Source organism: Streptomyces sp. NBC_01431 (genome assembly GCF_036231355.1).
Taxonomy (GTDB): Bacteria; Actinomycetota; Actinomycetes; order Streptomycetales; family Streptomycetaceae; genus Streptomyces.
Window position 1 is genome coordinate 3510250 of record NZ_CP109496.1, and the last position, 22331, is coordinate 3532580.

Consider the following 22331-nt stretch of genomic DNA (forward strand, 5'->3'; position numbering starts at 1 on the left):
GGACTAGACGCCCGCGTAGGAGTGCTTGCCGTTCACGAAGATGTTCACGCCGTAGTAGTTGAACAGCCAGCAGCCGAACGCGATCAGCGCGAGGGTGGCGGCCTTGCGGCCCTTCCATCCGGCGGTGGCGCGGGCGTGCAGGTAGCAGGCGTACGCGACCCACGTGATGAAGGACCAGACCTCCTTGGGGTCCCAGCCCCAGTAGCGGCCCCAGGCGTCGCCTGCCCAGATCGCGCCCGCGATGATCGTGAACGTCCACAGCGGGAAGACGGCCGCGTTCACGCGGTAGGCGAACTTGTCGAGCGAGGCGGCGGCCGGGAGGCGCTCCATGACCGAGGTCGCGAAGTTGCCCGGCTGACCGCCCTCGGCAAGCTTGGCCTCGTACTTGTCGCGGAACAGGTAGAGGATCGTGGCGACCGCGCCCACGTAGAACACCGCGCCGCAGAAGATCGCGGTGGAGACGTGGATCCACAGCCAGTACGAGTGCAGCGCGGGTACGAGCTGGTCACTGGCGGTGTAGAGGACGGTGACCGCGAGGCCGAGGTCGAGCAGGACCGTGGTGACCAGCGGAAGTCCGAGCCAGCCGATGTTCTTCTTCAGGGCGAGCAGCGTGAGGTACACGCCGACCGCGACCGTGGAGAAGGTCAGGTTGAACTCGTACATGTTGCCCCACGGCGCCCGCTGCACGGACAGCGCGCGGGTCAGCACACCGGAGAACTCGATGAGGAAGGCGAGCACCGTCAGCGAGACGGCGATGCGGCCGTAGAGGTCGCCCTTCTCGTCACCGCCGGAGGCACCGGGGCCGTCCGGGACGTCGCGGGCGCCGGAGACGGACCGCGTCACGATCTTGGGGCGCTCCAGGACGGCGGTGCCGCCGTTCTTGGTGGCGACCTCGACCTTGACCGTGCCGGCGTCCTGGGCTTCCTGCCCGGCGCCGGTCAGCGCGGCCGCCGTGCGGGCGACCTTGCTGCGGCTGCCGAAGAGCCACTCGGCCATGTTGGCGAAGAAGGCCAGCAGGTACACGGCCATCGACGAATAGATCAGGTAGTTGCTGGTGTGCGCCAGGCTCTCATTGGTGGCGGCGGCGAGATTCACTTCTCAGCCCCTTCGGCAGGAACAACTGAGGATTCGGGTTCGGGATCCGGCGCGGTCGGCGCCTGCGGGATGAGCGTGACCGCGAGATCGGCCAGCTCCTCGGGTAGCTTCGCGGACTCGCTGCGGCCGAGTCCGGCCATCTCTACGACGGTGACCCCGTCGTCCCCCCTGACGGCCCGGACCCAGATCCGGCGCCGCTGGATGAACAGGGAGCCGGCGAGTCCGCCGATGGCACCGATCGCGCCGGTGAGGGCGAGCCCGCTGGCCGGCTGGTGGGAGATCTGGAAGCTCGCCCACTGCTTGATCGCGCCGGGGCCCTTGTCGAAGGTGATCGACCCGGCACCGTCGGGCAGGTCCAGGCTCTCGCCCGGCAGCAGCAGCTTCTTGAGGATGTTGCCCTGGGCGTCCTTGAAGGGCTTGATGGACCGGCTGCTGGTGTCCAGCTGGTACACGTTCTTGGGCAGGCCCGAGTCCACGCCGAGGTCGCCGTGGTAGGCGCCGACGTTGAGGACCGGGAAGTCGAGGGCGGGGAACTGCGAGAACATCTGGCCGGTGCCCTTGCCGCCGAAGGTCGGCACGAAGAACGCGGCGAAACCGAGCTGGTCCTTGTTGCCCTTGGCGTCGCGGTAGCCGTCGAGCACCTTGATGGCGCCGCTGGACGTGAGGTTGTTGTCCATCGGCAGCAGCGGCACCGCACCGTGGAAGACGACCTGGCCGCGGCCGTCCTTCACGGTGACCGTCGGCGCGTAGCCGTGCGCGAGCAGGTAGACCTTCGACCCGTCCACGTCGAGCGGCTTGTTGACCTCGACGGTCTTGCCCTGGGGCTTGCCGTCGGCGCCCTCGGAGTAGGTGAGGTGGGCCTTGAACTCGCGAGCCGTGCCGACCTCGGGCCCGGTGCGCTCATAGGTCGCGTCGAACCGGTCCAGGGTGAAGCTGAACGGCGCCAGGTCCTCGGTGTTGAAGAGCGAGCCGGATTTGAAGTCGTCGAACTGGGTCAGCGTGTTGGAGAACCCGTCGCCCTGGACGACGAGCTTGTGGCCCTCCGACTTGAAGAGCTGGCCGGTGGCGAACGCCACCAGGATCACGATCAGCGACACATGGAAGAGCAGGTTGCCGGCCTCGCGCAGATAGCCCTTCTCGGCGGCGACCGCGTCCCCGCTGATACGGGACCGGAAACGGCGCTTCTTGAGCATCGCAAGCGCGGCCTCGCGGACCTGCTCGGGCTCGGCGTCGGTGCGCCAGGTCGTGTACGCGGGAAGACGGGTCAGGCGGCCGGGCGCGGTCGGCGGCAGACCGCGCAGCTGGCCGACGAACTGCCAGGTGCGCGGCACGATGCAGCCGATGAGCGAGATGAACAGCAGGATGTAGATCGCGGAGAACCACACCGAGCTGTAGACGTGGAACAGGCCGAGCTTCTCGTAGATCGGCGAGATGGTGTCGTGCCGCTTCTGGAAGTCGGCGACCTTCATCTCGTCGACGCTGGTCTGCGGGATCAGCGAGCCGGGGATGGCGCCGAGCGACAGCAGGAAGAGCAGGATCAGCGCGACCCGCATCGAGGTCAGCTGCCGCCAGAACCAGCGGATCCAGCCGAAGACGCCGATGCCGACGGGCCCGTTGGACCGTTCCTCGGTGGGGGCGGTCGAGAGTTGGGCCCCGGCCGCGCCGAGGTCGGGCTCCGCCCCGGCCTCACCGAGGTCGGGCTCCGGAGTCGATTCGGTCTTGCTCATGCGTCAGACACCCACCTGAAAGCCTTGGGACCAGCTCTGCACCTGCTGGACGAGCTCCGCCCAGGCCCCGGTCAGCAGCAGCACACCGGTCACGATCATCATGCCGCCGCCGACCCGCATCACCCATACGTAGTGCCTCTTGACCCAGCCGAAGGCGCCGAGCGCCTTGCGGAAGGCGACCGCCGCGAGCACGAACGGCAGTCCGAGGCCGAGACAGTACGCGACGGTCAGTATCGCCCCGCGGCCGGCGCTCGCCTGGTCCATCGCCAGCGCGTTCACCGAGGTGAGCGTCGGCCCCAGGCACGGCGTCCAGCCGATGCCGAAGAGCGCGCCGAGCAGCGGCGCCCCCGCCAGACCCGTCACCGGCCGCTTGTGGAAACGGAATTCGCGCTGCGTCATCCAGGGCATGAGCCCCATGAAGAAGACGCCCATCAGGATCATCAGCACCCCGAGGACCTTGGAGAGCGTGTCCCCGTAGTCCTGGAGGTTCTTGCCGAAGTAGCCGAACAGGGCGCCACCGGAGACGAAGACCGCGGTGAAGCCGAGGACGAACAGGCTCGCGCCCGCGACCATCCGGCCGCGCCGCGCCTCGGCCAGATCGGTGCCGGTGACTCCGGTGACGTACGAGAGGTAGCCGGGGACCAGCGGCAGTACGCACGGCGAGAAGAACGAGACGAGGCCGCCCAGTACGGCGACGGGCAGGGCCACGAGCAGGGCCCCGCTGAAGACCGTCTCGTTCATTGAGCCGACGGCGGCCAGTGCCATCACAGGATCACTTCTCCGCGATCAGCGGGTCGATCATCTGGTGCAGCTTGGCGTCGTCCAGCGCCATGAGGGCGCGCGCGGCGATCTTTCCGTTCCGGTCGAGAACGATGGTCGAGGGAATGGCCTGCGGATTCAGGCTGCCCTTCGGGAAACGCAGAATGAGCTTGCCGATCGGGTCGTACAGGCTCGGATAGTCGACACCGAATTGCTTCTCGAACTGCTGGGCCGGGCCCTTGTCCGTGTCACGGGTATTGATGCCGACGAACTCGACGCCCTTGGCCTTCGTTTCCTTGGAGACCTTGGCCAGATACGGCGCCTCGGCCCGGCAGGGCGCGCACCACGAGCCCCACACATTCAGGACGACGACCTTGCCCTTGAGACTGGCGACGTCGAACTGCTTGCCGTCGACGGTGTCGCCGGACAGTTCGGGGGCGTTCTGGCGGTCGCCCTTGGCCACGGTGGAGATTCCGCCGGTGCCGGTGACGAACTTCGTGTCACCGGAGCCACCGGACGTACCGCCGGAACTGCAGGCCGTCAGGGTCAGCGCACCGGCGGCCGCGGCAGCCGCGGCCAGCGTCAGCGGGCGACGGCGTCGAAAGGCAGGACTCACGGACATGTGAAAAGTTTCGCATGGCGGTTCCGGGGATCTTCCGCGCCCCCCTGACTGCCCGGAAAGCCCCTTGTCAGGAACGTCTAAACAGACTTCATGAACGTGTTCCAGCCACCGGCGGGGGCCTCTCCCACGTTGAGCGTACGGAGCTTGGCGAGCACCTTCGGGTCCTGGACGTCGAGCCAGTCCACGTACTGCTTGAAGGAGACGAGCCTCACATCCTTCTTCTCGTCCCGCTGCGCCACGATGCCCTTGAACGCCTCCTCCACGGCATCCATGTAGATGCCGCCGTTCCACTCCTCGAAGTGGTTTCCGATGTAGAACGGCGCGCGATTGGTTTCGTATGCGCGCTTGAATCCCGCGAGATACGCCTCGGTGGCCTGCTTGCGCCAGCCGGGATAGTTGGCCGGCGGCGCCTTGGTCGAATTCTTCGACTGGTTGGCGAGGATGTTGTAGTCCATGGACAGGACCTGGAAGGAATGCCCGGGGAAGGGTATTTGCTGGAGCGGCAGGTCCCACAGGCCGTGCCGCTTGACCGGCCACACCTGGGTGCCGCCGGGCGAGGAGGCGTCGTAACGCCAGCCCAGCTTCTGAGCGGTGGGCAGCAGGTTGTCCTGGCCGAGCAGACAGGGCGTGCGGCCACCGGCGAGCTCGCGCCGGTAGTCGAACGGCAGCGGGTCCTCGTCCGTCAGACCGGTGTTGGTCTTCCAGTGGGTGACGAAGTCGATCGCCTGGTCTATCTCGCTCTGCCACTGGGCCGGGGTCCAGTGCTCGACGGTGCCGCGCCCGGAGCAGAAGTGGCCGTTGAAGTGGGTGCCTATCTCATGGCCGTCGTTCCACGCCTGGCGGACGCACTTCAGCGTCTCCTTGAGGTGCGGGTCGGAGAGGTAGCCGATGTCGGAGGCACCGACGGGATTGTTCGGCGGCCGGTAGAGGCGCTTCTTGTCCTCGGGCAGCAGATACAGCCCGGACAGGAAGAACGTCATGCCCGCGCCGTGGTCCTTGGCGAGCTGGAGGAAACGCGGGAAGAGGCCGTTGCCGACCTCGCCGGCGCCGTCCCAGGAGAAGACCACGAACTGCGGCGGGGTCTGTCCGGGTTCGAGGGGGACGGGCTTGTCGGGCTGGTGCGGCTGCTTGCCGGTGTCCGATGTGGAACCGTCGCCTATCAGTTTCGCGTCGGCCTTTTTGGCGGCCGCGTCACCGCTCTCGCCACCCTTGCCACTTGACCCGCTACCGCCCGAAGTGCCGCAGCCGGCCAGGCCGGCCGCCGCTGCGGCTCCCAGACCCAGTCCCAGCATGCCCCTTCGGCTGACGTTCCGGCCGATCTCCCGCATAAGCCCGTCCGTTCCCATCGCTTCGCACCGTCGTCTCGTCGTCCTCGAAGCCCAAGCGCGTCACCACAGTTGGGCAATCTGTGAGATGCCGGGTGAAACTGGGATGGTTCCATACGGCTCGCACAAATCTTCTTAAACCGTACGAGATGCTGGTTCGGCCCGAAGGGGCGGGGGTGGTTCGGGCCGAAGGGGCGGGCGTGGGGTCCCGTGAACGACTCAGGTGGCCGGGCCAGTTGGGGCGGCGGGTTGTGAGGGGCGGGCTGGGCGCCGATGGGTTGCGATCGGCGGATCGGGGCCGACGGGCTGGCCGGGGGCGCCGGCCAGCCGGAGGCGTCAGGCGCCGAAGGCCTTCGACTTGCCCTTGACCGGCTTGGCGCCGGCGAGCAGATGCGCCGGTACGAGATCGCGGGCGGGCTCGCTGTAGCCAACGGAGACGATCCGGTCACCCTGATAGGTGAAGCTGGTCAGCGAGGCCAGGGTGCACTGCCGCTTGCGCGGGTCGTGCCACAGGCGACGCTTCTCCACGAAGCTGCGCACGATCCAGATCGGCAGCTGGTGGCTGACGCACACCGCCTCGTGACCGCGAGCCGCGTCGCGCGCGGCGTCCAGCGCGCCCATCATCCGCACGACCTGCTCGACGTACGGCTCGCCCCAGGACGGCCTGAACGGGTTCGTCAGGTGCTTCCAGTTGGCAGGCTTGCGCAGCGCGCCGTCGCCGACCCCGAAGGTCTTGCCCTCGAAGACGTTGCCCGCCTCGATGAGCCGCGGGTCGGTGGCCAGGTCGAGACCGTGCACCTTGGCGATCGGCGTCGCCGTCTCCTGGGCGCGCTCCAGCGGCGAGGAGACGACATGGGTGACGTCCCGGCCCGCGAGGTGCTCGGCGACCCGGTCGGCCATCTGACGGCCGAGCTCGGAGAGGTGGTACCCCGCCCGGCGCCCGTAGAGCACCCCGTCCGGGTTGTGCACTTCACCGTGGCGCATGAGGTGCACGACGGTGATGTCGTTCCTGCTGTCGTTCCCGCTGTAGTTCTTGCTCTCGCTCATGCGGTGGCCTCCGCTGCGGCGCGGGCGGCGGCGGGCAGCGCGGCCGCGATGCGCTCGATCGCGCGCTCATCGTGGGCGGTCGACACGAACCAGGACTCGAAGGCCGACGGCGGCAGGTAGACGCCCTGCGACAGCATCGAGTGGAAGAACCCGTTGAAGCGGAAGGCTTCCTGCTTCTTCGCGTCGTCGTAGTCACGGACCTCGTCGGCCGTGAAGAAGACCGAGAACATGTTGCTCGCGGTCTGCAGCCGGTGGGCCACGCCCTCCTTGCTGAGCGCGCCGGTGACCAGCGCCTGGATCTCACGGGAGACGGCGTCGACCTTCGCGTACGCCGCGTCGTCGAGCAGCCGCAGCTGGGCGAGACCGGCGGCGGTGGCGATCGGGTTCCCGGAGAGGGTGCCCGCCTGATAGACGGGGCCGGCCGGGGCGAGGTGGCCCATGACGTCGGCACGTCCGCCGAACGCCGCGGCCGGGAAGCCGCCGCCCATGACCTTGCCGAAGGTCATCAGGTCGGGGGTGACGCCGTCGACACCGAACCAGCCCGCCTTGGACGTACGGAACCCGGTCATCACCTCGTCGGAGATGTACAGCGCGCCGTTCTTCGCACAGGCCGCCTTGAGCCCCGCGTTGAAGCCGTCCCGGGGCGGTACGACGCCCATGTTGCCGGGCGACGCCTCGGTGATGACGCAGGCGATCTCGCCGGGGTGCGCGTGGAAGGCGGCGTGCACCGCGTCCAGGTCGTTGTAGGGCAGCACGATCGTGTCGCCGGCCTGCGCACCGGTCACCCCGGGGGTGTCGGGAAGGCCGAAGGTGGCGACCCCGGAACCGGCGGCGGCCAGCAGCGCGTCCACATGACCGTGGTAGCACCCGGCGAACTTGATCACCTTGGCGCGGCCGGTGAAGCCGCGGGCGAGGCGGATCGCGGACATGGTCGCCTCGGTGCCCGAGGACACCAGGCGGACCTGCTCGACCGGCTCGACCCGGGCCACGATCTCCTCGGCGAGCGCGACCTCGCCCTCGCCCGGCGTACCGAAGGAAGTACCGCGTGCGACGGCCTCCTGCACGGCGGCGATGACCTCGGGGTGCGCGTGCCCGAGGATCATCGGACCCCAGGAACACACCAGGTCGACGTACTCGCGGCCGTCGGCGTCGGTCAAGTAGGGACCCGTACCGGACACCATGAACCGGGGCGTACCGCCCACGGCACGGAAGGCACGGACCGGGGAGTTCACGCCGCCGGGCGTCACGGCGGAAGCGCGGTCGAAGAGGTTCTGCGAAACTGGGGCGTCGTATTCGTACGGATAGCTCACACACGCCATGGTGGCAGAGGGCCGGACGTTCTTGCGGACTGGTGTTTCACCGCACCCGCGCGGGGGAGGTCAATGACACGATGATCCGCAGATGATCGAGTTGCATCGGCGGATCATCGGGTTGCGCGGTGGGGGCCGCGCCATCTACAAAGCAGTCGGGCTACAAGCAGTCGGGTGAAGGATATGCATCGCGGTGGCGGACTGGGCGAAGGGACCGACGACCGGGGTCCCGAGCGCGCCCACCGTCGGGGACGGCACCGGCGACGCGACGCCCAGGACCGGATCGAACGGGTCGGGGGCGGCGCAGGGGCGGGGAACGGGAGTGGCCGCATGGGGGTGACCTACAAGTACTTCGGTGCCCCGGACGGCGCCACGGCGGCCCGGGTGCCCGTCACCATGCGCCCCGAGGAACTCGGCGGCGACGAGCTGGGCATGGGCGGCATGTTCACCAAGATCAAGCCGGAGACGGTGGCCGCGATGGTCCTCACCGGCATCCAGGGCATACCGCTGCACAAGGTGCCGCCCCTGGAACTGGTCGTCCTGCACCCCGACTACGCGGTGGTCAAGCTCCCCATGACCGTCGTCGACCCGTTGCGCGGCGTCGGCGAGGAGTCCGTCGGCGCGGCCGCCTTCATCTGGTCCACCGTCCCGGACCGCGGCGGCCCGCGTGACGCCTTCAACGTCTACCAACTCCTGCACGAATGGCAGGATTTCAGCCACCGCCTGCACGACGCGGGCCATCAGGCCTACTGCCTCGTGTGGCCCTGATCAGCTGACTCTCGCCCCGAGCGGCTGCACCTGAGCACCCAGCGGACCCGTCGCGCGGGGCCGCACCCCGGGCTGCCAGCGCCCCCTTGAACCTGGGTCGACCTGACTCCTGGACCTTCGCCCATCCGGCTTCTGGACCTTCATCCACCTGGCTTCGCATCTGCGACGTATCTTCCGACGGATCCTTTGTATATGCGGGCTAATGACGCTTATCTTGTCGCACATGCAGTCCTACACCATCGGCCAGGCAGCGCGTCTGCTCGGCGTCAGTCCCGACACCGTGCGCCGCTGGGCCGACGGCGGCCGCGTCACGACCCACCGTGACGAGGGCGGCCGCCGACTCATCGACGGGCGGGATCTGGCCGCTTTCTCCATCGAGGTCGGCCAGTCCTCCAGCGGCGAGGACGAGGAGCCCTACACCTCCGCCCGCAACGCCTTCCCCGGCATCGTCACCGCCGTCAAGCTCGGCGATGTCGCGGCCCAGGTCGAGATCCAGGCCGGTCCGCACCGGCTGGTTTCCCTCCTGACCCGGGAGGCCGTCGAAGAGCTGGGCCTGGAGGTGGGCATGCAGGCCACCGCACGGGTGAAATCCACCAGCGTGCACATCGACCGCACCTAGAGGTGCCCGGCGGAGTCGCGAGCTCGCGATCCGGGCCACGCCCCGCCCGACACGCCCCCGGCCGGAACCAAGGCCACCCCAGTACGTCCCCCGCGGCGTCGCCCTTCCCCGAACTCTCTCACCGCTTCAAGCGGGGAACCCTCACCTCCCGGCGCGGCTCGACAAAGCATCCGAAGGAGTTCCACCCATGCCTGTCATGGCTCTCAGCACCACGCGCCGCCGCGCCGCCGCGGCGGCCGTCTCCGCCGCCCTGCTCATTCCGCTGGCCGCGTCGTGTGGCAGCGGCAAGTCAAGCGGCGACACCAAGGCCGCCTCCCCGTCCGGCAGTTCCAACTCGGTGCCCGCGGCGCAGCTCACCGTCCTCGCCGCGTCGTCGCTCACCGACGTCTTCAAGGCGGCGGGCGCGGCGTACGAGAAGGAGCACCCGGGAACCAAGGTGAAGTTCTCCTTCGCCGGTTCGCAGGAACTCGCCGCACAGGTGAAGCAGGGCGCCCCCGCCGACGCGCTGGTCACCGCCGACACCAAGACCATGGACGGCCTGAAGGCGGACACCAACAGTCCGTCCGTCATTGCCAAGAACCGTCTGGTCATCGCGACCGGCAAGGGCAACCCGAAGAAGGTCGAAGGCCTCAAGAGCCTGTCCGGGACCAACTTGAAGGTCGTCCTCGCCGCTCCCGAGGTACCGGTCGGCCGCTACAGCAAGCAGGTCCTCGACGCCCAGAAGATCACGGTCAAGCCGGTCTCCGAGGAGCCGAACGTGCGCGCGGTACTGAGCAAGGTCGAGCTGGGGGAGGCCGACGCAGGCATCGTCTACAAGACCGACGCCTCCTCCGCCAAGGGCAAGGTCGACACGGTCGACATCCCCGACGCGCAGAACGCCGTCGCCCAGTACCCGGCCGCCACCCTCAAGACCTCGAAGAACGCCGACGCCGCGGCCGCGTTCGTGAAGTGGCTGTCCTCCCCCGAGGCGCAGAAGATCCTCCAGGACGCGGGCTTCCAGAAGCCGTAACCACAACTCCCTGATGGAGCCACAACTCCCGCATGGGGTCTGCCCGTACACAGGGGGACGGGCAGCCTCCAGTCGGGAGCGACGTGACGTTCCCCCGTCCGGGAGGTCGCCCGTGCGGCGCCATCAGGGCACGGTGTCGATGAAGCCGCCACACCCCTCAGGGCACGGTCGCGATGCAGCCGTCGTACCCCTCACGGCACCGGAGCCCGTCATGACTCGCAGCCGCCAGGACGCCGGACCCACGAAGGCGCCGCAACCGTCAGGACACCCTGACCGTCAGGACACCGTGGCCACCAAACCGCCGTACCCACCAGCACACCGGGGCCAGCCATGACTCGCAGCCGCACCCGTACTCGCCCGCGCACGCCCGTCGCGCTGGGGGTGCCCGCGCTGCTCGCGATCGCTTTGCTGCTGATGCCCCTTATCGGCATCCTGGCGCAGACCTCGTGGGGTGAACTCGGCACGGACCTGACCGACCCCGATACCACCGAAGCCCTGCGCCTCTCGCTGGTCGTCTCCTTCTGGGCGCTCGGCCTCTCCCTTCTTCTCGGTGTGCCGCTGGCCTGGCTGCTCGCCCGCGTCGACTTCCCCGGCAAGGCCCTGGTGCGTTCGCTCGTCCTGCTGCCGATGGTGCTGCCGCCGACGGTGGGCGGCGTGGCGCTGCTGCTCGGCTTCGGCCGACGCGGCCTGCTCGGCCCCTGGCTGGAGGACACCTTCGGCATCACCCTCCCCTTCCACACCTCCGGCGCGGTGGTCGCCGCCACCTTCGTCGCCATGCCGTTCCTGGTGATCAGTCTGGAAGGCGCGCTCGGCGGACTGAGGCCTCGCTACGAGGAGACCGCCGCCTCGCTCGGCGCGTCCCCGCTGCGGGTCTTCCTCACCGTGACCCTGCCCATGGTCGCGCCGGGTCTCGCCGCGGGCGCGGCGCTCACCTGGGCCCGCGCGCTCGGCGAGTTCGGCGCGACGATCACCTTCGCCGGCAACCTCCCCGGCACCACCCAGACCCTGCCCCTCCGGGTCTACCTCCTCCTCCAGGACTCCCCGCAGGCCGCCACCTCCGTCTCTCTTCTCCTGCTGGTCATCGCGATGGCGGTACTCGTGGCCCTGCGCGGCCGCTGGACCGGCCCCGCCTCGCTGGGCGGTGGCTCACCCGGCACCGCCCCGCTCCCGGACACCGCGGAGCAGGATCTATCGGGACAGCCGGGTTCCATCCCCGCATCCCTGAGGGCGGCCGGTTCCGTACGCACCGGCGCGGACAACCCCAGTGACGGACACGGGAACACGGCCGCGGATGGCGTCAACACGCCTGAATCAACGCCGAGTTGGGGGCTGCACGCCGAGATCTCCGGCTTCAATGTGCTGACCCTGGACGCCGAACCCGGCACCACCATCGCGGTCGTCGGCGAGAACGGCGCCGGCAAGACCACCCTGCTACGTGCCCTGCTCGGCCTCACCCCGCGCGCCCATGCCGAACTTCGCCTCGGCGACCTCGATGCCACCGCGCTGCCGCCGCACAAACGGGGAGTCGCCTGGGTCCCCCAGGACGGCGCGCTGTTCCCGCATCTGACCGCGCTCGCCAACACGGCGTACGGGCTGCGCGCTCAGGGCGTCTCCCGCACGGAGGCACGTGCCAACGCTCAGCACTGGCTGGACCGGCTGGGCGTCGGCCACCTCGCCCAGCGCAAGCCCGCCCAGCTCTCCGGCGGCCAGGCGCAGCGCGTCGCGCTGGCGAGGGCCCTCGCGGCCCGTCCCCGGCTGCTGCTCCTGGACGAGCCGCTCGCGGCTCTCGACCAGACGACCCGGGCCCATGTCCGGCACACGCTGCGCACCCACCTCGACGGGTTCGGCGGGGTCTGCCTGATCGTGACCCACGATCCGGTCGAGGCGGTTTCGCTGGCGGACCGGGTCCTCGTCCTTGAGGCCGGGCGAACCCTTCAGGACGCGCCGCCCTCCGAGGTCACCCGGAATCCGCGCTCCCCGTGGGTGGCCCGGATGCTGGGGCGCAATGCCTGGGCAGGGGAGGCGAACGGCGACGGGCTCGCGCTGTCCGGCGGCGGGCGGATCGTGGCGGCCGAGCAACTGCCGGAAGGCAGCCGGGCGTTGGCGATCATCGCGCCGGAGTCGGTGTCGGTGCACCGCAAGCGCCCCGATGGCAGCCCCCGCAACGTCTGGTCCGGCACTGTGCGGGAGATCACGGCGAGCGGGAGCAGGCTGCGGGTGCTCATCGGATCGGCCGAGGCGCCCGACCTGATCGCGGAAATCACCCCGGAAGCCGCGCTGGAGCTGGGCCTTGTGGACGGCGCGGCCGTATGGTCGAGCGTGAAGGCGACCGAGGTAACCCTCGTGTCGCTGTGACTCGGCGCCCCTAGACTGGCTGCCCGGGGCGGCAGGAGCAGCCACCGCACCAAGGAGACGGGAGGCGAGGGTGACGACGAGCAGCACCGACCCGTCGGCGGAGGTGCTCGGTGAGGCAGCGGGGGTCTTCGGACTCCTTGCCTCGCCCGCGCGGCTGCACATCATGTGGATGCTGAGCCATGGCGAGTCCGATGTGTCGGGTCTTGCAGAGAGGGTCGGCGGTGCGTTGCCGGCCGTCAGTCAGCATCTGGCGAAGCTGAAACTCGCGGGGCTCGTACGGTCCCGGCGGGAGGGTCGCCGGGTCGTCTATCTCGTCGATGATCCCGATGTCGCTCAGATGGTGTGCTGGCTGGTGGCCCGGCTGGGCGAGGGCGTGAAGCTGCCGGGACCGTCAGGACTCGTCCGTGACCTGGGCGCCTGAGCGGTTCTCGTCTGTGCAGTTGTCAAGGAGCACTCCTTTGCAGCTGCTGCGTTCGCTGGGCTCGGGGCCACGGGGGCTGGTGGAGTCCGAGGCCGAAAAACGACTCGCGCGGTATGGGGAAAACGTCCTGCCCACCCGCCGGGTTCCCTCCCTGCCGATTATTTTCCTCCGCAGCCTCCGGGACCCGTTCACGGCCGTCCTCGCCTGTCTGGCGCTGGTCTCCGCGGCGGTCGCCGCCTGGGCCACTGCCGCGGTCATCGCGGTTCTGGTGGTGGTGAGTTGTGCGCTGCGGGCGGCCGGTGAGCACCGCGCGGACCGTTCGGCGGCGGGGCTGCGGGAGTTGGTGGCGAGTACCGCGACCGTGCTGCGCAGATCGGACGAGAGCGCGGCGCCGGTGGCGCGTGAGATCCCGGTGGATCAGGTGGTGCCGGGCGATGTGGTGCGGCTGGCCCCCGGCGATCTCGTACCGGCGGATCTGCGGCTGCTGCGGGCCACCGGCCTGACGATGCATCAGGCCGCGCTGACCGGCGAGTCCGCACCGGTGTCCAAGTATCCGGTGGACGAGCCCGTACGTGCGGGGGGTGCGCGCGCCTCCGGTTCGCCCGCCGACTTCGACGCGCCGACTGCATGGCCGGTGAGCGAGCCCGCGCATCCGGCAAGCGAGTCGGCCGCGCATCCGGTTGGTGGGCCCGCGGGTCCGGCGGATGTGCCCGTCTCATACTCGGCGAGCGCCCTGTCGTCCCGGCCGTCCGTCGCATCGCGCGAGCAGCCGCTCGGCGCCCGGGACTTCGACCGGCCCGAGGTCTGCTTCCAGGGAAGCAGTGTGGCTTCCGGCAGCGGCACCGGTGTGGTGATCGCGACGGGCGCCGACACCCGGTTCGCGACAGGCGACAAGCTGCCCGGGAATGATCAACGCACGACCGCTTTCGACCGGTCCGTGTACGGCATCTCCTGGATCCTGATCCGTTTCATGCTGCTCACTCCGCCACTGGTTCTGATGGCCAACGCGGCGCTCCGCGGCCGGGGCCTGGAGACGCTGCCGTTCGCCGTGGCGGTGGCGGTCGGGCTCACGCCCGAGATGCTGCCGGTGATCGTGACGATCACGCTGGCGCGCGGCGCGTCCGCGCTGGCCCGCACCCACCAGGTGATCGTCAAGCGGCTGCCCGCGCTGCACGACCTTGGCGCCGTCGATGTCGTCTGCCTGGACAAGACGGGCACCCTGACTCAGGACCGGCCGGTCCTCGACTGCGCGCTCGACACGTCCGGCACGCCCGACGACTCCGTACTGCACTGGGCCGCCGTCAACAGCCTGTGGACCTTGCAACTCGCCGAACTGCCCATGTCGGACGCCCTCGACGCGGCCCTCCTGGACGCCGCGGAGGAACGCTTCCCCGAGGGTCTCGATGCCCTGGAGTACGACGCCCTCACCGCCCTTCCCTTCGATCCGGTACGCCGTCTGTCCACCGCCGTCGTCAGGAGCCCGCATGCGCTGGGCCGCCACACCCTGGTGGTCAAGGGCGGCGTGGAGGACGTACTGGAACGCTGCGTGCTCGGTGCCGACGAACGGGAGCGCGCGGCCGCGCTCGCGGACCGCCTGGCCGCGGACGGGCTGCGCGTCCTCGCCGTGGCGCTGGCCGACCGGCCCGCCACCACGCGCCCGTACACCACCGCGGACGAGCGCGGACTGACCCTCCTGGGCCTGGTCGGGCTGCGCGACGCGACGGCGGAGACGGCGGCCGAGGCACTCGCGGCGCTCATCCGCAGCGGGGTCGCGGTGAAGGTACTGACCGGCGACCACCCCGGCACGGCCGCCCGCGCCTGCCGCGAACTGGGCCTGCCTCCCGGCGAGGTCGTCACCGCCGCCTCGCTCGACGCCCTCACCGACGCCGAAGCGGGCGAACTCGCCGCAGGTAGTACTGTCTTCGCGCGCTGCTCCCCCGAGCACAAGGCCCGGATCGTACGGGTGCTGCGCGAGCGCGGACATGTCACCGGATTCCTCGGCGACGGCGTCAACGACCTGCCCGCGCTGCGCGCATCCGATGTCGGCATCTGCCCGCCCGACGCGGTGGACGTGGCCCGCGAGAGCGCCGATGTCGTTCTCGCCGCGAAGGATCTGACCTCGCTCGACCACGCCATCATGGCGGGCCGCAGCAGCGGTGCCGTGATCGCCGGCTATTTGCGGATCACTCTCTCTTCAAACCTCGGCAACGTCATCGCGATGCTGACCGCCGGACTCCTGCTGCCGTTCCTGCCCATGCTGCCGTCCCAGGTCCTGGTCCAGAACCTGTGCTTCGACGCCGCCCAGCTGGCCTTCGCGTACGACCGCCCGCGAGCCGGGGCGCTGCGCCGCCCGCTGAAACTGCGCCCGCGCGAAGTCCTCGCCTCCGTCACCGGATTTGGCGTCGTGAACGCCGCGGCCGACCTCGCGACCTTCGCGGTGCTGGTGTGGGCGGTGAGCAGCACTCGCGCCGAACCCGCCTTCCACGCGGGCTGGTTCACGGAGAACCTGCTGACCCAGGCCCTGGTCATGGTCCTGCTGCGTACGGGACGCGGCGGCGGAGTCCCGGTCACGGCCGGCCTCCTCGCCCTCACCGGACTGCTGCTCCCGCTCTCGCCCCTGGGACCGCTGATCGGCATGGCCGCGCTGCCGCCGGCCTACTACCCGCTGCTCGCCCTGGTGCTCGCCCTGTACGCGGCGGCGCTCTACTGGTTCGCCCGGCACGACCACGCCGCAGAAGACGACGACTCCGTAGGAGACGGCCTCTCCGCGAGCGACGATCACTCCATAGGAGACGACGGCTCCGTAGGATCGGCCCATGGCAGCGAGCACCCCCGAACCGCGGCGTGACACCCGGGGCATCATCGACGCCGCCGACCTCTTCGCGCACGTACGATTCCGCCGCCACGAACCGGCGCCCGCGCTGCGCCCGTACCTGGAGCACTACTGGCTGATCGACTGGGACCTGCCCCAGCCGTACGCCTCGCACGTGGTGCCGCACCCCTCCGTCAACCTGGTCTTCCAGCGGTACGACGACGGGCGCCCCGACTTCCTCGAACTCTCGGGGGTCGGCCTGGCCGTGGACACCCGGAAGCTGTCGGGCCGCGGACGGGTGTGCGGAATCCAGTTCCGGCCGGGCGGCTTCCGGCCCTTCGCGCCCGCCTTCCCCGTCTCCGAGTGGACGGGCCGGGTGATCCCGGCGGGCCCGGTGTTCCCGGCCGCCGACCCCACGGCCGTCCTCTCGCCGGACCGGGACGAGGAGCGGGTGGCGGCTCTCGACGCCTTCCTGCTGGGCCTCGATCCACAGCCCGACCCGCAGGCGCGGCTCGCGATGGAGCTGGTGGACCGCATCCGCAACGACCGGACGGTGCGCCGGGTCGACGCGCTCGCCCGCGAGGCGGGACTGTCCGCCCGGTCCCTGCAACGCCTCTTCGCGGCCTGTGTGGGCGTCGGCCCCAAGTGGGTCGTGCTGCGCTACCGCATCCACGAGGCCCTGGAACACGCCGAATCGGACGCCCCCATCGACTGGGCCCGACTGGCCGACGAGCTGGGCTACGCCGACCAGGCCCACCTGGTACGGGACTTCACGGCAACACTGGGCGCCCCGCCCTCGGCACTGCGTCCGGGCGGCTCCCGCCCCTGATCACCGGCCGTTGTCAGACCCGGTGCTTACAGTTTTGAACATGACCGACACAGTGTGTGACAAGCCAAACCCTCTGCCGATCCGCTACCCGCGGCCTCCGCCGCGCGCCTCAGTCCAGCCGCTTGTCGAAGTTGAAGGCCGTCACCGCCATGCGCTCGCGGAAGTAGAACCGGTGGGCGTCGGTGCGATGAGTCCCGGAGTCGAGGTTGAGGGAGGTGCAGCCCGCCGCCCTCGCGTGGCTCTCCAGGAACGTGAGCAGGGCATGTCCCACCCCTGTGGAGCGGGCCGTCGCGGCGGTGACCAGGTCGTCGACGTACAGCTTGCGGACCGCGCTCGTATTGACGACGATCCGCCATCCGGCGGCGCCGACGCACACCCCGTCGTCGCCGTACGCGGCAGTGAAGCGCAGCCCCTGGCCGTGCCCCTCCCCGTAGATCTCGGCGAAGAGGTCCTCGGTGAGGTGCGGGCGGAGTTCGCGCAGCACCGGCAGCAGGTCGTCCGTCAAACGCCGGTCGCCCGGCTCAAGGTCGATCATCTTCATGCGGGAAGGGTAGAGGCGACGCCCCCCGGCCGCTCCCCGCGGCACCCTCGCTCACGTACCCCGGCCTGGAGCGGCCGCGTTCCCCGGACCAGCGCGGCGCGCAGGGGGCCGCCCGGAAGTCGCTTGACGGGCAGGCGCCTATCCCGCATATTTATCTGCGTAACGCAGATTCTGCACGATACAGAATCTTGCCCAATGGAGACCAGCGAACCGAGCCGCTGGAAGCCGTCGCCCGCCTGCCCTCACGCAGGCGTCCGATCCGCAACCGCAGTCGTCTCACGCCTTCGACCGGAACGCCGTCACCGCCGCGACGGCCGATCACCGACGTACGCTCGTTCTCTGCACGCCAGTCCTGCCGTAAGGCATCAACTTCCTTTATCCGAAGGGCATTTACACCATGACGGTTCTGATCACCGGCAGCCGGGGCAAGGTCGCCACCACCCTGATCCCGCTGCTTCGCGAGCGCGGTCTCGCCGTTCGCGCGGCCTCCGCGAGCCCCGACAAGCTCACCCTGCCGGACGGCGTGGACCGCGTCGTCTGCGATCTCGACGACCCGGCGACCTTCCCGGCCGCGCTGGCCGGAGTCGAGTCGGTCTTCCTGTACGCCAACCCCAAGCACATCGAGGCGTTCCTCGCCGAGGCGAAGGCCGCGGGCGTCCAGCACATCGTGCTGCTCTCCTCCAGCTCCGTCCTCCAGCCCGACGCCGACACCAACGCCATCGCGGCGATGCACCGCGCTGTCGAGCGCACCCTCGAAGCCTCCGGCATCCAGTCGACCTTCCTGCAGCCTGGCGCCTTCTCGGGCAACGCGCTGGGCTGGTCGTGGTCGATCAAGTCGACCGGCACCGTGGACCTCCCCTACCCCGGGGCCCAGGCCAGTCCCATCCACGAGGCCGACATCGCGGAAGCCGCCCTCGCCGTCCTCACCACCCCCGAACTGCGCGGCCGGGCCTACCACTTGACGGGACCCGCCTCCCTGAGCGCGGCCGAGCAGGTCGCGATACTCGCCGAGGCAAGCGGCCGGCCGCTCACCGTGAACCCCGTGACCGGGGAGGCCTGGAAACAGTCGGTGGCCGAGTTCATGCCCCCGGGTGTCGCGGACGCGCTGCTCAGCTACTTCGCCGCGAGCGAAGGCCGTCCCGACGCGGTGACCACTGCGGTCGAAGAGCTGACCGGCCATCCCGCCCGCACCTTCGCGTCCTGGGCCCGCGAGAACGTGGACGCCTTCCGCCCCTGACCCACCGGCGGCTCGCTCAGGGGATCCCGGTGCCGCACCGAGTGCGGCCGTGCCTCCGGTGCTCCGGCGCGAGTACCGGGGCGCACCCGGAAATCCCTGGCCCGATGCCCGCACCAATGCGATCCTGACGGCGTGAACGGACCGGAGATCCATCTCGACTTCGCCCCCGAACTGCGCCTTTTCGTCCCGGCAAAGCGCCGCCAGGGGCGCAGCGCCGTCGTGACCGACGGCTCGTCCACGCTCGGCCACGTCGTGGAATCGCTGGGCGTCCCGCTCACCGAGGTCGGCCGGTTGCTTGCCGACGGCCGAGAGGTCGCCGTCTCCCACATCCCGGCCGCCGGTGAGTCAGTCGAGGTGCGCGCCGTCGAGCGCCCCCAGCAGGTGCCGGGCGCCCCGCTCCGCTTCCTGCTCGACGTCCATCTCGGCACGCTGGCCCGGCGGTTGAGGCTGCTCGGCGTCGACGCGGCGTACGAGAGCGAGGACATCGGCGACCCGGCGCTCGCCGCGCTGTCCGCGCGGGAGCAGCGCGTCATGCTGTCCCGGGACCGGGGGCTGTTGCACCGCAGGGAGCTGTGGGCCGGGGCGTACGTCTACAGCCACCGCCCCCAGGAGCAACTCCGGGACGTACTGGGCCGGTTCGCGCCCGCGCTCGCGCCCTGGACCCGCTGCACCGCCTGCAACGCGCCGCTGCGAAGCGCCGACAAGGACGCGGTGGGCGAACGTCTGGAGCACGGCACCCGCACCACGTACGAGGTCTTCGCCGAGTGCACCGCCTGCGAGCGCGTGTACTGGCGCGGCGCCCACTACGCCGATCTGGAGGCGATCGTGGACGACGCGGTACGGGAGTTCGGGGCGGGGCGGGCCTGCCCGGCGGACCGGACCGGATGAGGCAACGGTCCCTGGGCCGGCGCCCTTCCGCCAGAGCTCAGCGGCCGTCCGTCAGAACTCGCCGCTCCTGAGGCGTTCGATCTGGCCGGCGCCGATCTCCACGGTGCGGCGCATGTGGGTCGCGATGAGCGCGATCTCGTCGTCCTCGTACGCGTCGAACATCTGCCACCAGACACCGTTGAGGCGGCCCCAGACCTTACCGAGCTCCGCCATCTTTTCGGGCACGAGCTCCACGAGCACTTTCCTGCGGTCGTGGGTGCACCGGCGCCGCGTCACATATCCGGCCTTCTCCAGGCGGTCCGCCAGGCGGGTCGCGGAACCGGTGGTCAGCCCGGTCAGTTCGGCGATCCGGCCCGTGGTGACGGGGCCGGCTTCCAGGCCCAGCAGGTTGAGGCACTGGAGATCCGTGGGGTGCAGCCCCAAGCGGTCGGCCAGGGCCTGGTTGAAGAGCGCGTACGAGGCCATGTAGCGCCGCGACACGGCACCCAGGTCCCGCATCAGCCCGGCCCGGTCGGTGTGCTCCCGATCGCTGCCGGTTTTCTTCTGTGCCATGCAGAAAGTGTACGGCGCAGAGCTTGCATAAGGGCAGCGCTCAACGAGCCCGCGCCCGATGGGTACGCAGGCGGCACAGCCAGGGAGTCGCACCCGGCCGCGCACGACCGGATTCGGCCGCGGACTAAGGGGCCTCGGCCGTGAGATAGCGCTGGATCGTGGGGGCCAGCCAGCCGATCACCTCCTCGCGGGACATGGCGACGGCGGGCGGGAAGCGCAGCACGTAGCGGGTCAACGCCATGCCGAGTATCTGCGAGGAGGTCAGCGCGGCACGGCGCGGGGCGTCGGCGGGGTCGGGGCAGACGCCCGCGACCAGCGGCACGAGCTGCCCAGCGAACACCATCTGCACTCGCTCGGCGCCCGCCGCGTTGGTGACCGCGACCCGGAGCATGGCCGCCAGCACGTCGTCCGCCTCCCAGAGGTCGAGGAAGTGGCCGACGAGCACGGCGCCGATGTGCTTGCCGGGCAGTCCCCCCAACGCCGGCATGCGCAGGTCGACTTCGGAGGCGGCGGCGAACAGGCCCTCCTTGTTCCCGTAGTAGCGCATCACCATCGACGGGTCGATTCCCGCGTCGCGGGCGATCGCCCGGATGGTCGCGCGCTCGTAACCATCGGCCGCGAAGCGCTCTCGGGCGGCTTCCAGGATCGCGGCCTTGGTGGCTCCGGAGGTGCGGCGGGGGCCTCCAGCAGGGGCTTCGGTCGTCATGCCAACAATCGTAGGCCAACAAGCGTTGACAAGCCAGCCGCGTTGGTTCTACATTTGCCAACAAGCGTTGACCAACAAGCGTTGACCAACGAGCGTTGGCACCCAGGAGGCAGCCATGAACGGCACCACGGGCTCAACCGGCTCCACCCGCTCCACCGGCCCCGAAAGCCCCTTCACCACCGACGTCCTCGTCGTGGGCTCGGGGCCAACCGGGCTGCTCCTGGCCGGCGACCTCGCGGCCGCGGGGCTGGACGTCACGGTGGTCGAGCGTCGCGCGCACGGGGTCAGCAATATGACGCGCGCCTTCGCGGTCCATGCGCGCACGCTGGAAATGCTCGACGCCCGCGGCTTGGCCGACGAGTTGGTCAAGCGGGGCCGGACGATCGACCACCTGCGCCTGTTCGGCCGCGCCTCGCTCGACATGACCCGCTTGCGCTCGCGTTTCCCGTACGTGTTGATCACCCCGCAGTACGAGGTGGAGCAGGTGCTTGAGCAGCGTGCCCTGTCGGCGGGTGCCGAATTCCGTTACGGGGCCGAGCTGTTGAGCCTCCGCCAGGACGCCGAGGGGGTGACGGCCGAGCTGCGCGGCACCGCCGATGCGGGGCCCACCACGGTCCGGGCCCGCTATCTCGTCGGGGCCGACGGCGTGCACAGCAGCGTCCGCGAGGCGCTCGGACTGCCGTTCCCCGGAGTGTCCGTGATCCGCTCGATCGTGCTGGCGGACGTGCGTCTCACCGAAGAACCGGAGGGGCTTCTCACCGTCAACGGCTCGGGCGACTCGTTCGCCTTCATCGCCCCCTTCGGCGACGGCTATTACCGGGTCATGGGGTGGAACCGGAAGCGCCAGGCCCCCGACAGCGCGCCCGTGGACCTCGCCGAGCTCCGCACCATCGCCCGCGAGGCTCTCGGCTCCGACTACGGTATGCACGACGCCCGTTGGATCTCCCGCTTCCACAGCGACGAGCGCCAGGCCCCCGACTACCGGGTCGGCCGGGTCTTCCTCGCCGGGGACGCCGCGCACGTCCACTCCCCCGCCGGCGGCCAGGGCATGAACACCGGCCTCCAGGACGCCGCGAACCTCTCCTGGAAGCTCGCCGCCGCGCTACGGGGCCGCACACCTGATGCCGAGGCCCTTCTCGACAGCTACCAGACGGAGCGCCACCCGGTCGGCAAGACGGTGCTGCGCACCAGCGGCTCGCTCGTCCGGCTCGCCATGGCCCACAACCCCCTGCAACGCGTGGCGCGTTCACTGTTCACCCGGATCGTCGCCTCCGTACGACCCGCTTCCAACCGGGCCATCGGCATGATCAGCGGCCTCGCCATCTCCTACGGCCAGGAACGCGGAGCCCACCCGCTCACCGGAAAGCGCGCCCCCGACCTGGAGCTCGCGGAGGGACGCCTCTACGAGGTGCTGCGGCGGGGCGAGTTCGTCCTGGTGACTCCACGGGGCGGCGAAGCGCCGGCACCCTCGGGAGCGATATGCGCCCACTGGAAGAGCGACCGCCGCGGCACGCTGCTCGTCCGCCCCGACGGATACGTGGCCTGGGCGAGCGACCGCGCGGACGCGCCCGGCCTGCACACGGCCCTCGCGCGCTGGACGGGGCGCGCCTGAGGGGCCACCGGGTATGGGCTTGAGTACGAGCAGTCGCCCGGGGCGCGCCTGAGGGGTCACCCGGGAGCGGGCCTGAGGGCGAGCCGTCGCCCAGGGG

The 22331-nt window shown here is 70.2% G+C and carries 20 protein-coding genes; 10 read left to right on the forward strand and 10 right to left on the reverse strand.

The genetic code is table 11. The features are described from left to right. Window positions 1-3: 3 nt before the first annotated feature. The 7 genes from ccsB to hemL form a co-directional block, all read right to left on the reverse strand. A complete protein-coding gene (gene ccsB / locus OG522_RS16080) occupies window positions 4-1095 on the reverse strand; it encodes a c-type cytochrome biogenesis protein CcsB (RefSeq protein ID WP_329463656.1) in 1092 nt (363 codons plus the stop codon). After that, window positions 1092-2822 (reverse strand): cytochrome c biogenesis protein ResB, encoded by a 1731-nt coding sequence (gene resB / locus OG522_RS16085; protein ID WP_329463657.1) that lies wholly within the window; start codon window positions 2820-2822, stop codon window positions 1092-1094. Before resB ends, ccsB begins: the two co-directional genes overlap by 4 nt. 3 nt (window positions 2823-2825) lie before the next feature. After that, complete coding sequence (locus tag OG522_RS16090; protein ID WP_382799870.1) at window positions 2826-3587, reverse strand: cytochrome c biogenesis CcdA family protein; 762 nt, start codon at window positions 3585-3587, stop codon at window positions 2826-2828. 7 nt (window positions 3588-3594) lie between these two features. Beyond that, entirely contained in the window at window positions 3595-4203 is a 609-nt protein-coding gene (locus OG522_RS16095) for a TlpA family protein disulfide reductase (RefSeq protein WP_329463658.1), read from the reverse strand. Window positions 4204-4280: 77 nt separating this feature from the next. Continuing rightward, the gene (locus tag OG522_RS16100; protein WP_329463659.1) at window positions 4281-5495 is read right to left on the reverse strand and encodes a hypothetical protein; all 1215 of its coding nucleotides are present in this window, start codon (window positions 5493-5495) and stop codon (window positions 4281-4283) included. Between the two features lie 369 nt (window positions 5496-5864). Further along, window positions 5865-6575 carry a histidine phosphatase family protein gene (locus OG522_RS16105; protein ID WP_329463660.1) on the reverse strand — a complete coding sequence of 237 codons (711 nt, stop codon included), beginning with the start codon at window positions 6573-6575 and terminating at the stop codon, window positions 5865-5867. Beyond that, window positions 6572-7894: a glutamate-1-semialdehyde 2,1-aminomutase gene (gene hemL / locus OG522_RS16110; protein WP_329463661.1), complete on the reverse strand. Its 1323-nt coding sequence runs from the start codon at window positions 7892-7894 to the stop codon at window positions 6572-6574. The genes OG522_RS16105 and hemL overlap by 4 nt, the downstream gene beginning before the upstream one ends. A 174-nt stretch (window positions 7895-8068) precedes the next feature. On the opposite strand from hemL, the gene OG522_RS16115 reads away from it, so the two are divergent. The 7 genes from OG522_RS16115 (at window position 8069) to OG522_RS16145 (ending at window position 16698) form a co-directional block, all read left to right on the forward strand. Beyond that, a complete protein-coding gene (locus OG522_RS16115) occupies window positions 8069-8653 on the forward strand; it encodes a hypothetical protein (protein WP_329467613.1) in 585 nt (194 codons plus the stop codon). Between the two features lie 223 nt (window positions 8654-8876). After that, window positions 8877-9272: a TOBE domain-containing protein gene (locus OG522_RS16120; protein ID WP_329463662.1), complete on the forward strand. Its 396-nt coding sequence runs from the start codon at window positions 8877-8879 to the stop codon at window positions 9270-9272. A 196-nt stretch (window positions 9273-9468) separates the two neighbouring features. After that, window positions 9469-10281 carry a molybdate ABC transporter substrate-binding protein gene (modA, locus tag OG522_RS16125; protein ID WP_329467614.1) on the forward strand — a complete coding sequence of 271 codons (813 nt, stop codon included), beginning with the start codon at window positions 9469-9471 and terminating at the stop codon, window positions 10279-10281. Between the two features lie 330 nt (window positions 10282-10611). After that, window positions 10612-12636: an ABC transporter permease gene (locus OG522_RS16130; RefSeq protein WP_329463663.1), complete on the forward strand. Its 2025-nt coding sequence runs from the start codon at window positions 10612-10614 to the stop codon at window positions 12634-12636. A 70-nt stretch (window positions 12637-12706) separates the two neighbouring features. Beyond that, window positions 12707-13057, forward strand: coding sequence for an ArsR/SmtB family transcription factor (locus OG522_RS16135; protein ID WP_329463664.1), 351 nt, complete (start codon window positions 12707-12709; stop codon window positions 13055-13057). Beyond that, window positions 13041-15905, forward strand: coding sequence for a magnesium-translocating P-type ATPase (gene mgtA, locus OG522_RS16140; protein ID WP_329463665.1), 2865 nt, complete (start codon window positions 13041-13043; stop codon window positions 15903-15905). Before OG522_RS16135 ends, mgtA begins: the two co-directional genes overlap by 17 nt. Continuing rightward, entirely contained in the window at window positions 15874-16698 is an 825-nt protein-coding gene (locus tag OG522_RS16145) for a helix-turn-helix domain-containing protein (protein ID WP_329463666.1), read from the forward strand. Before mgtA ends, OG522_RS16145 begins: the two co-directional genes overlap by 32 nt. 109 nt (window positions 16699-16807) lie before the next feature. Here the strand turns inward: OG522_RS16145 and OG522_RS16150 are convergent, their stop codons facing one another. Beyond that, window positions 16808-17239, reverse strand: a complete 432-nt coding sequence (locus OG522_RS16150; RefSeq protein ID WP_329463667.1) for a GNAT family N-acetyltransferase — start codon at window positions 17237-17239, stop codon at window positions 16808-16810. A gap of 397 nt (window positions 17240-17636) precedes the next feature. On the opposite strand from OG522_RS16150, the gene OG522_RS16155 reads away from it, so the two are divergent. Together OG522_RS16155 and OG522_RS16160 are read left to right on the forward strand one after the other, a co-directional pair. Continuing rightward, a complete protein-coding gene (locus tag OG522_RS16155; RefSeq protein ID WP_329463668.1) occupies window positions 17637-18476 on the forward strand; it encodes an NAD(P)H-binding protein in 840 nt (279 codons plus the stop codon). Between the two features lie 132 nt (window positions 18477-18608). After that, window positions 18609-19364: a Mut7-C RNAse domain-containing protein gene (locus OG522_RS16160; RefSeq protein WP_329463669.1), complete on the forward strand. Its 756-nt coding sequence runs from the start codon at window positions 18609-18611 to the stop codon at window positions 19362-19364. A gap of 51 nt (window positions 19365-19415) precedes the next feature. Here OG522_RS16160 and OG522_RS16165 read toward each other — a convergent pair whose 3' ends face one another. Then, on the reverse strand, window positions 19416-19862 hold the full coding sequence (locus OG522_RS16165) for a MarR family winged helix-turn-helix transcriptional regulator (protein ID WP_382800000.1): 447 nt from the start codon (window positions 19860-19862) through the stop codon (window positions 19416-19418). A gap of 178 nt (window positions 19863-20040) precedes the next feature. Continuing rightward, on the reverse strand, window positions 20041-20622 hold the full coding sequence (locus OG522_RS16170) for a TetR/AcrR family transcriptional regulator (RefSeq protein WP_329463671.1): 582 nt from the start codon (window positions 20620-20622) through the stop codon (window positions 20041-20043). A gap of 115 nt (window positions 20623-20737) precedes the next feature. Here OG522_RS16170 and OG522_RS16175 point away from each other — a divergent pair, with 115 nt between their 5' ends. Further along, entirely contained in the window at window positions 20738-22234 is a 1497-nt protein-coding gene (locus tag OG522_RS16175; RefSeq protein WP_329463672.1) for an FAD-dependent monooxygenase, read from the forward strand. Window positions 22235-22331: the final 97 nt, after the last annotated feature.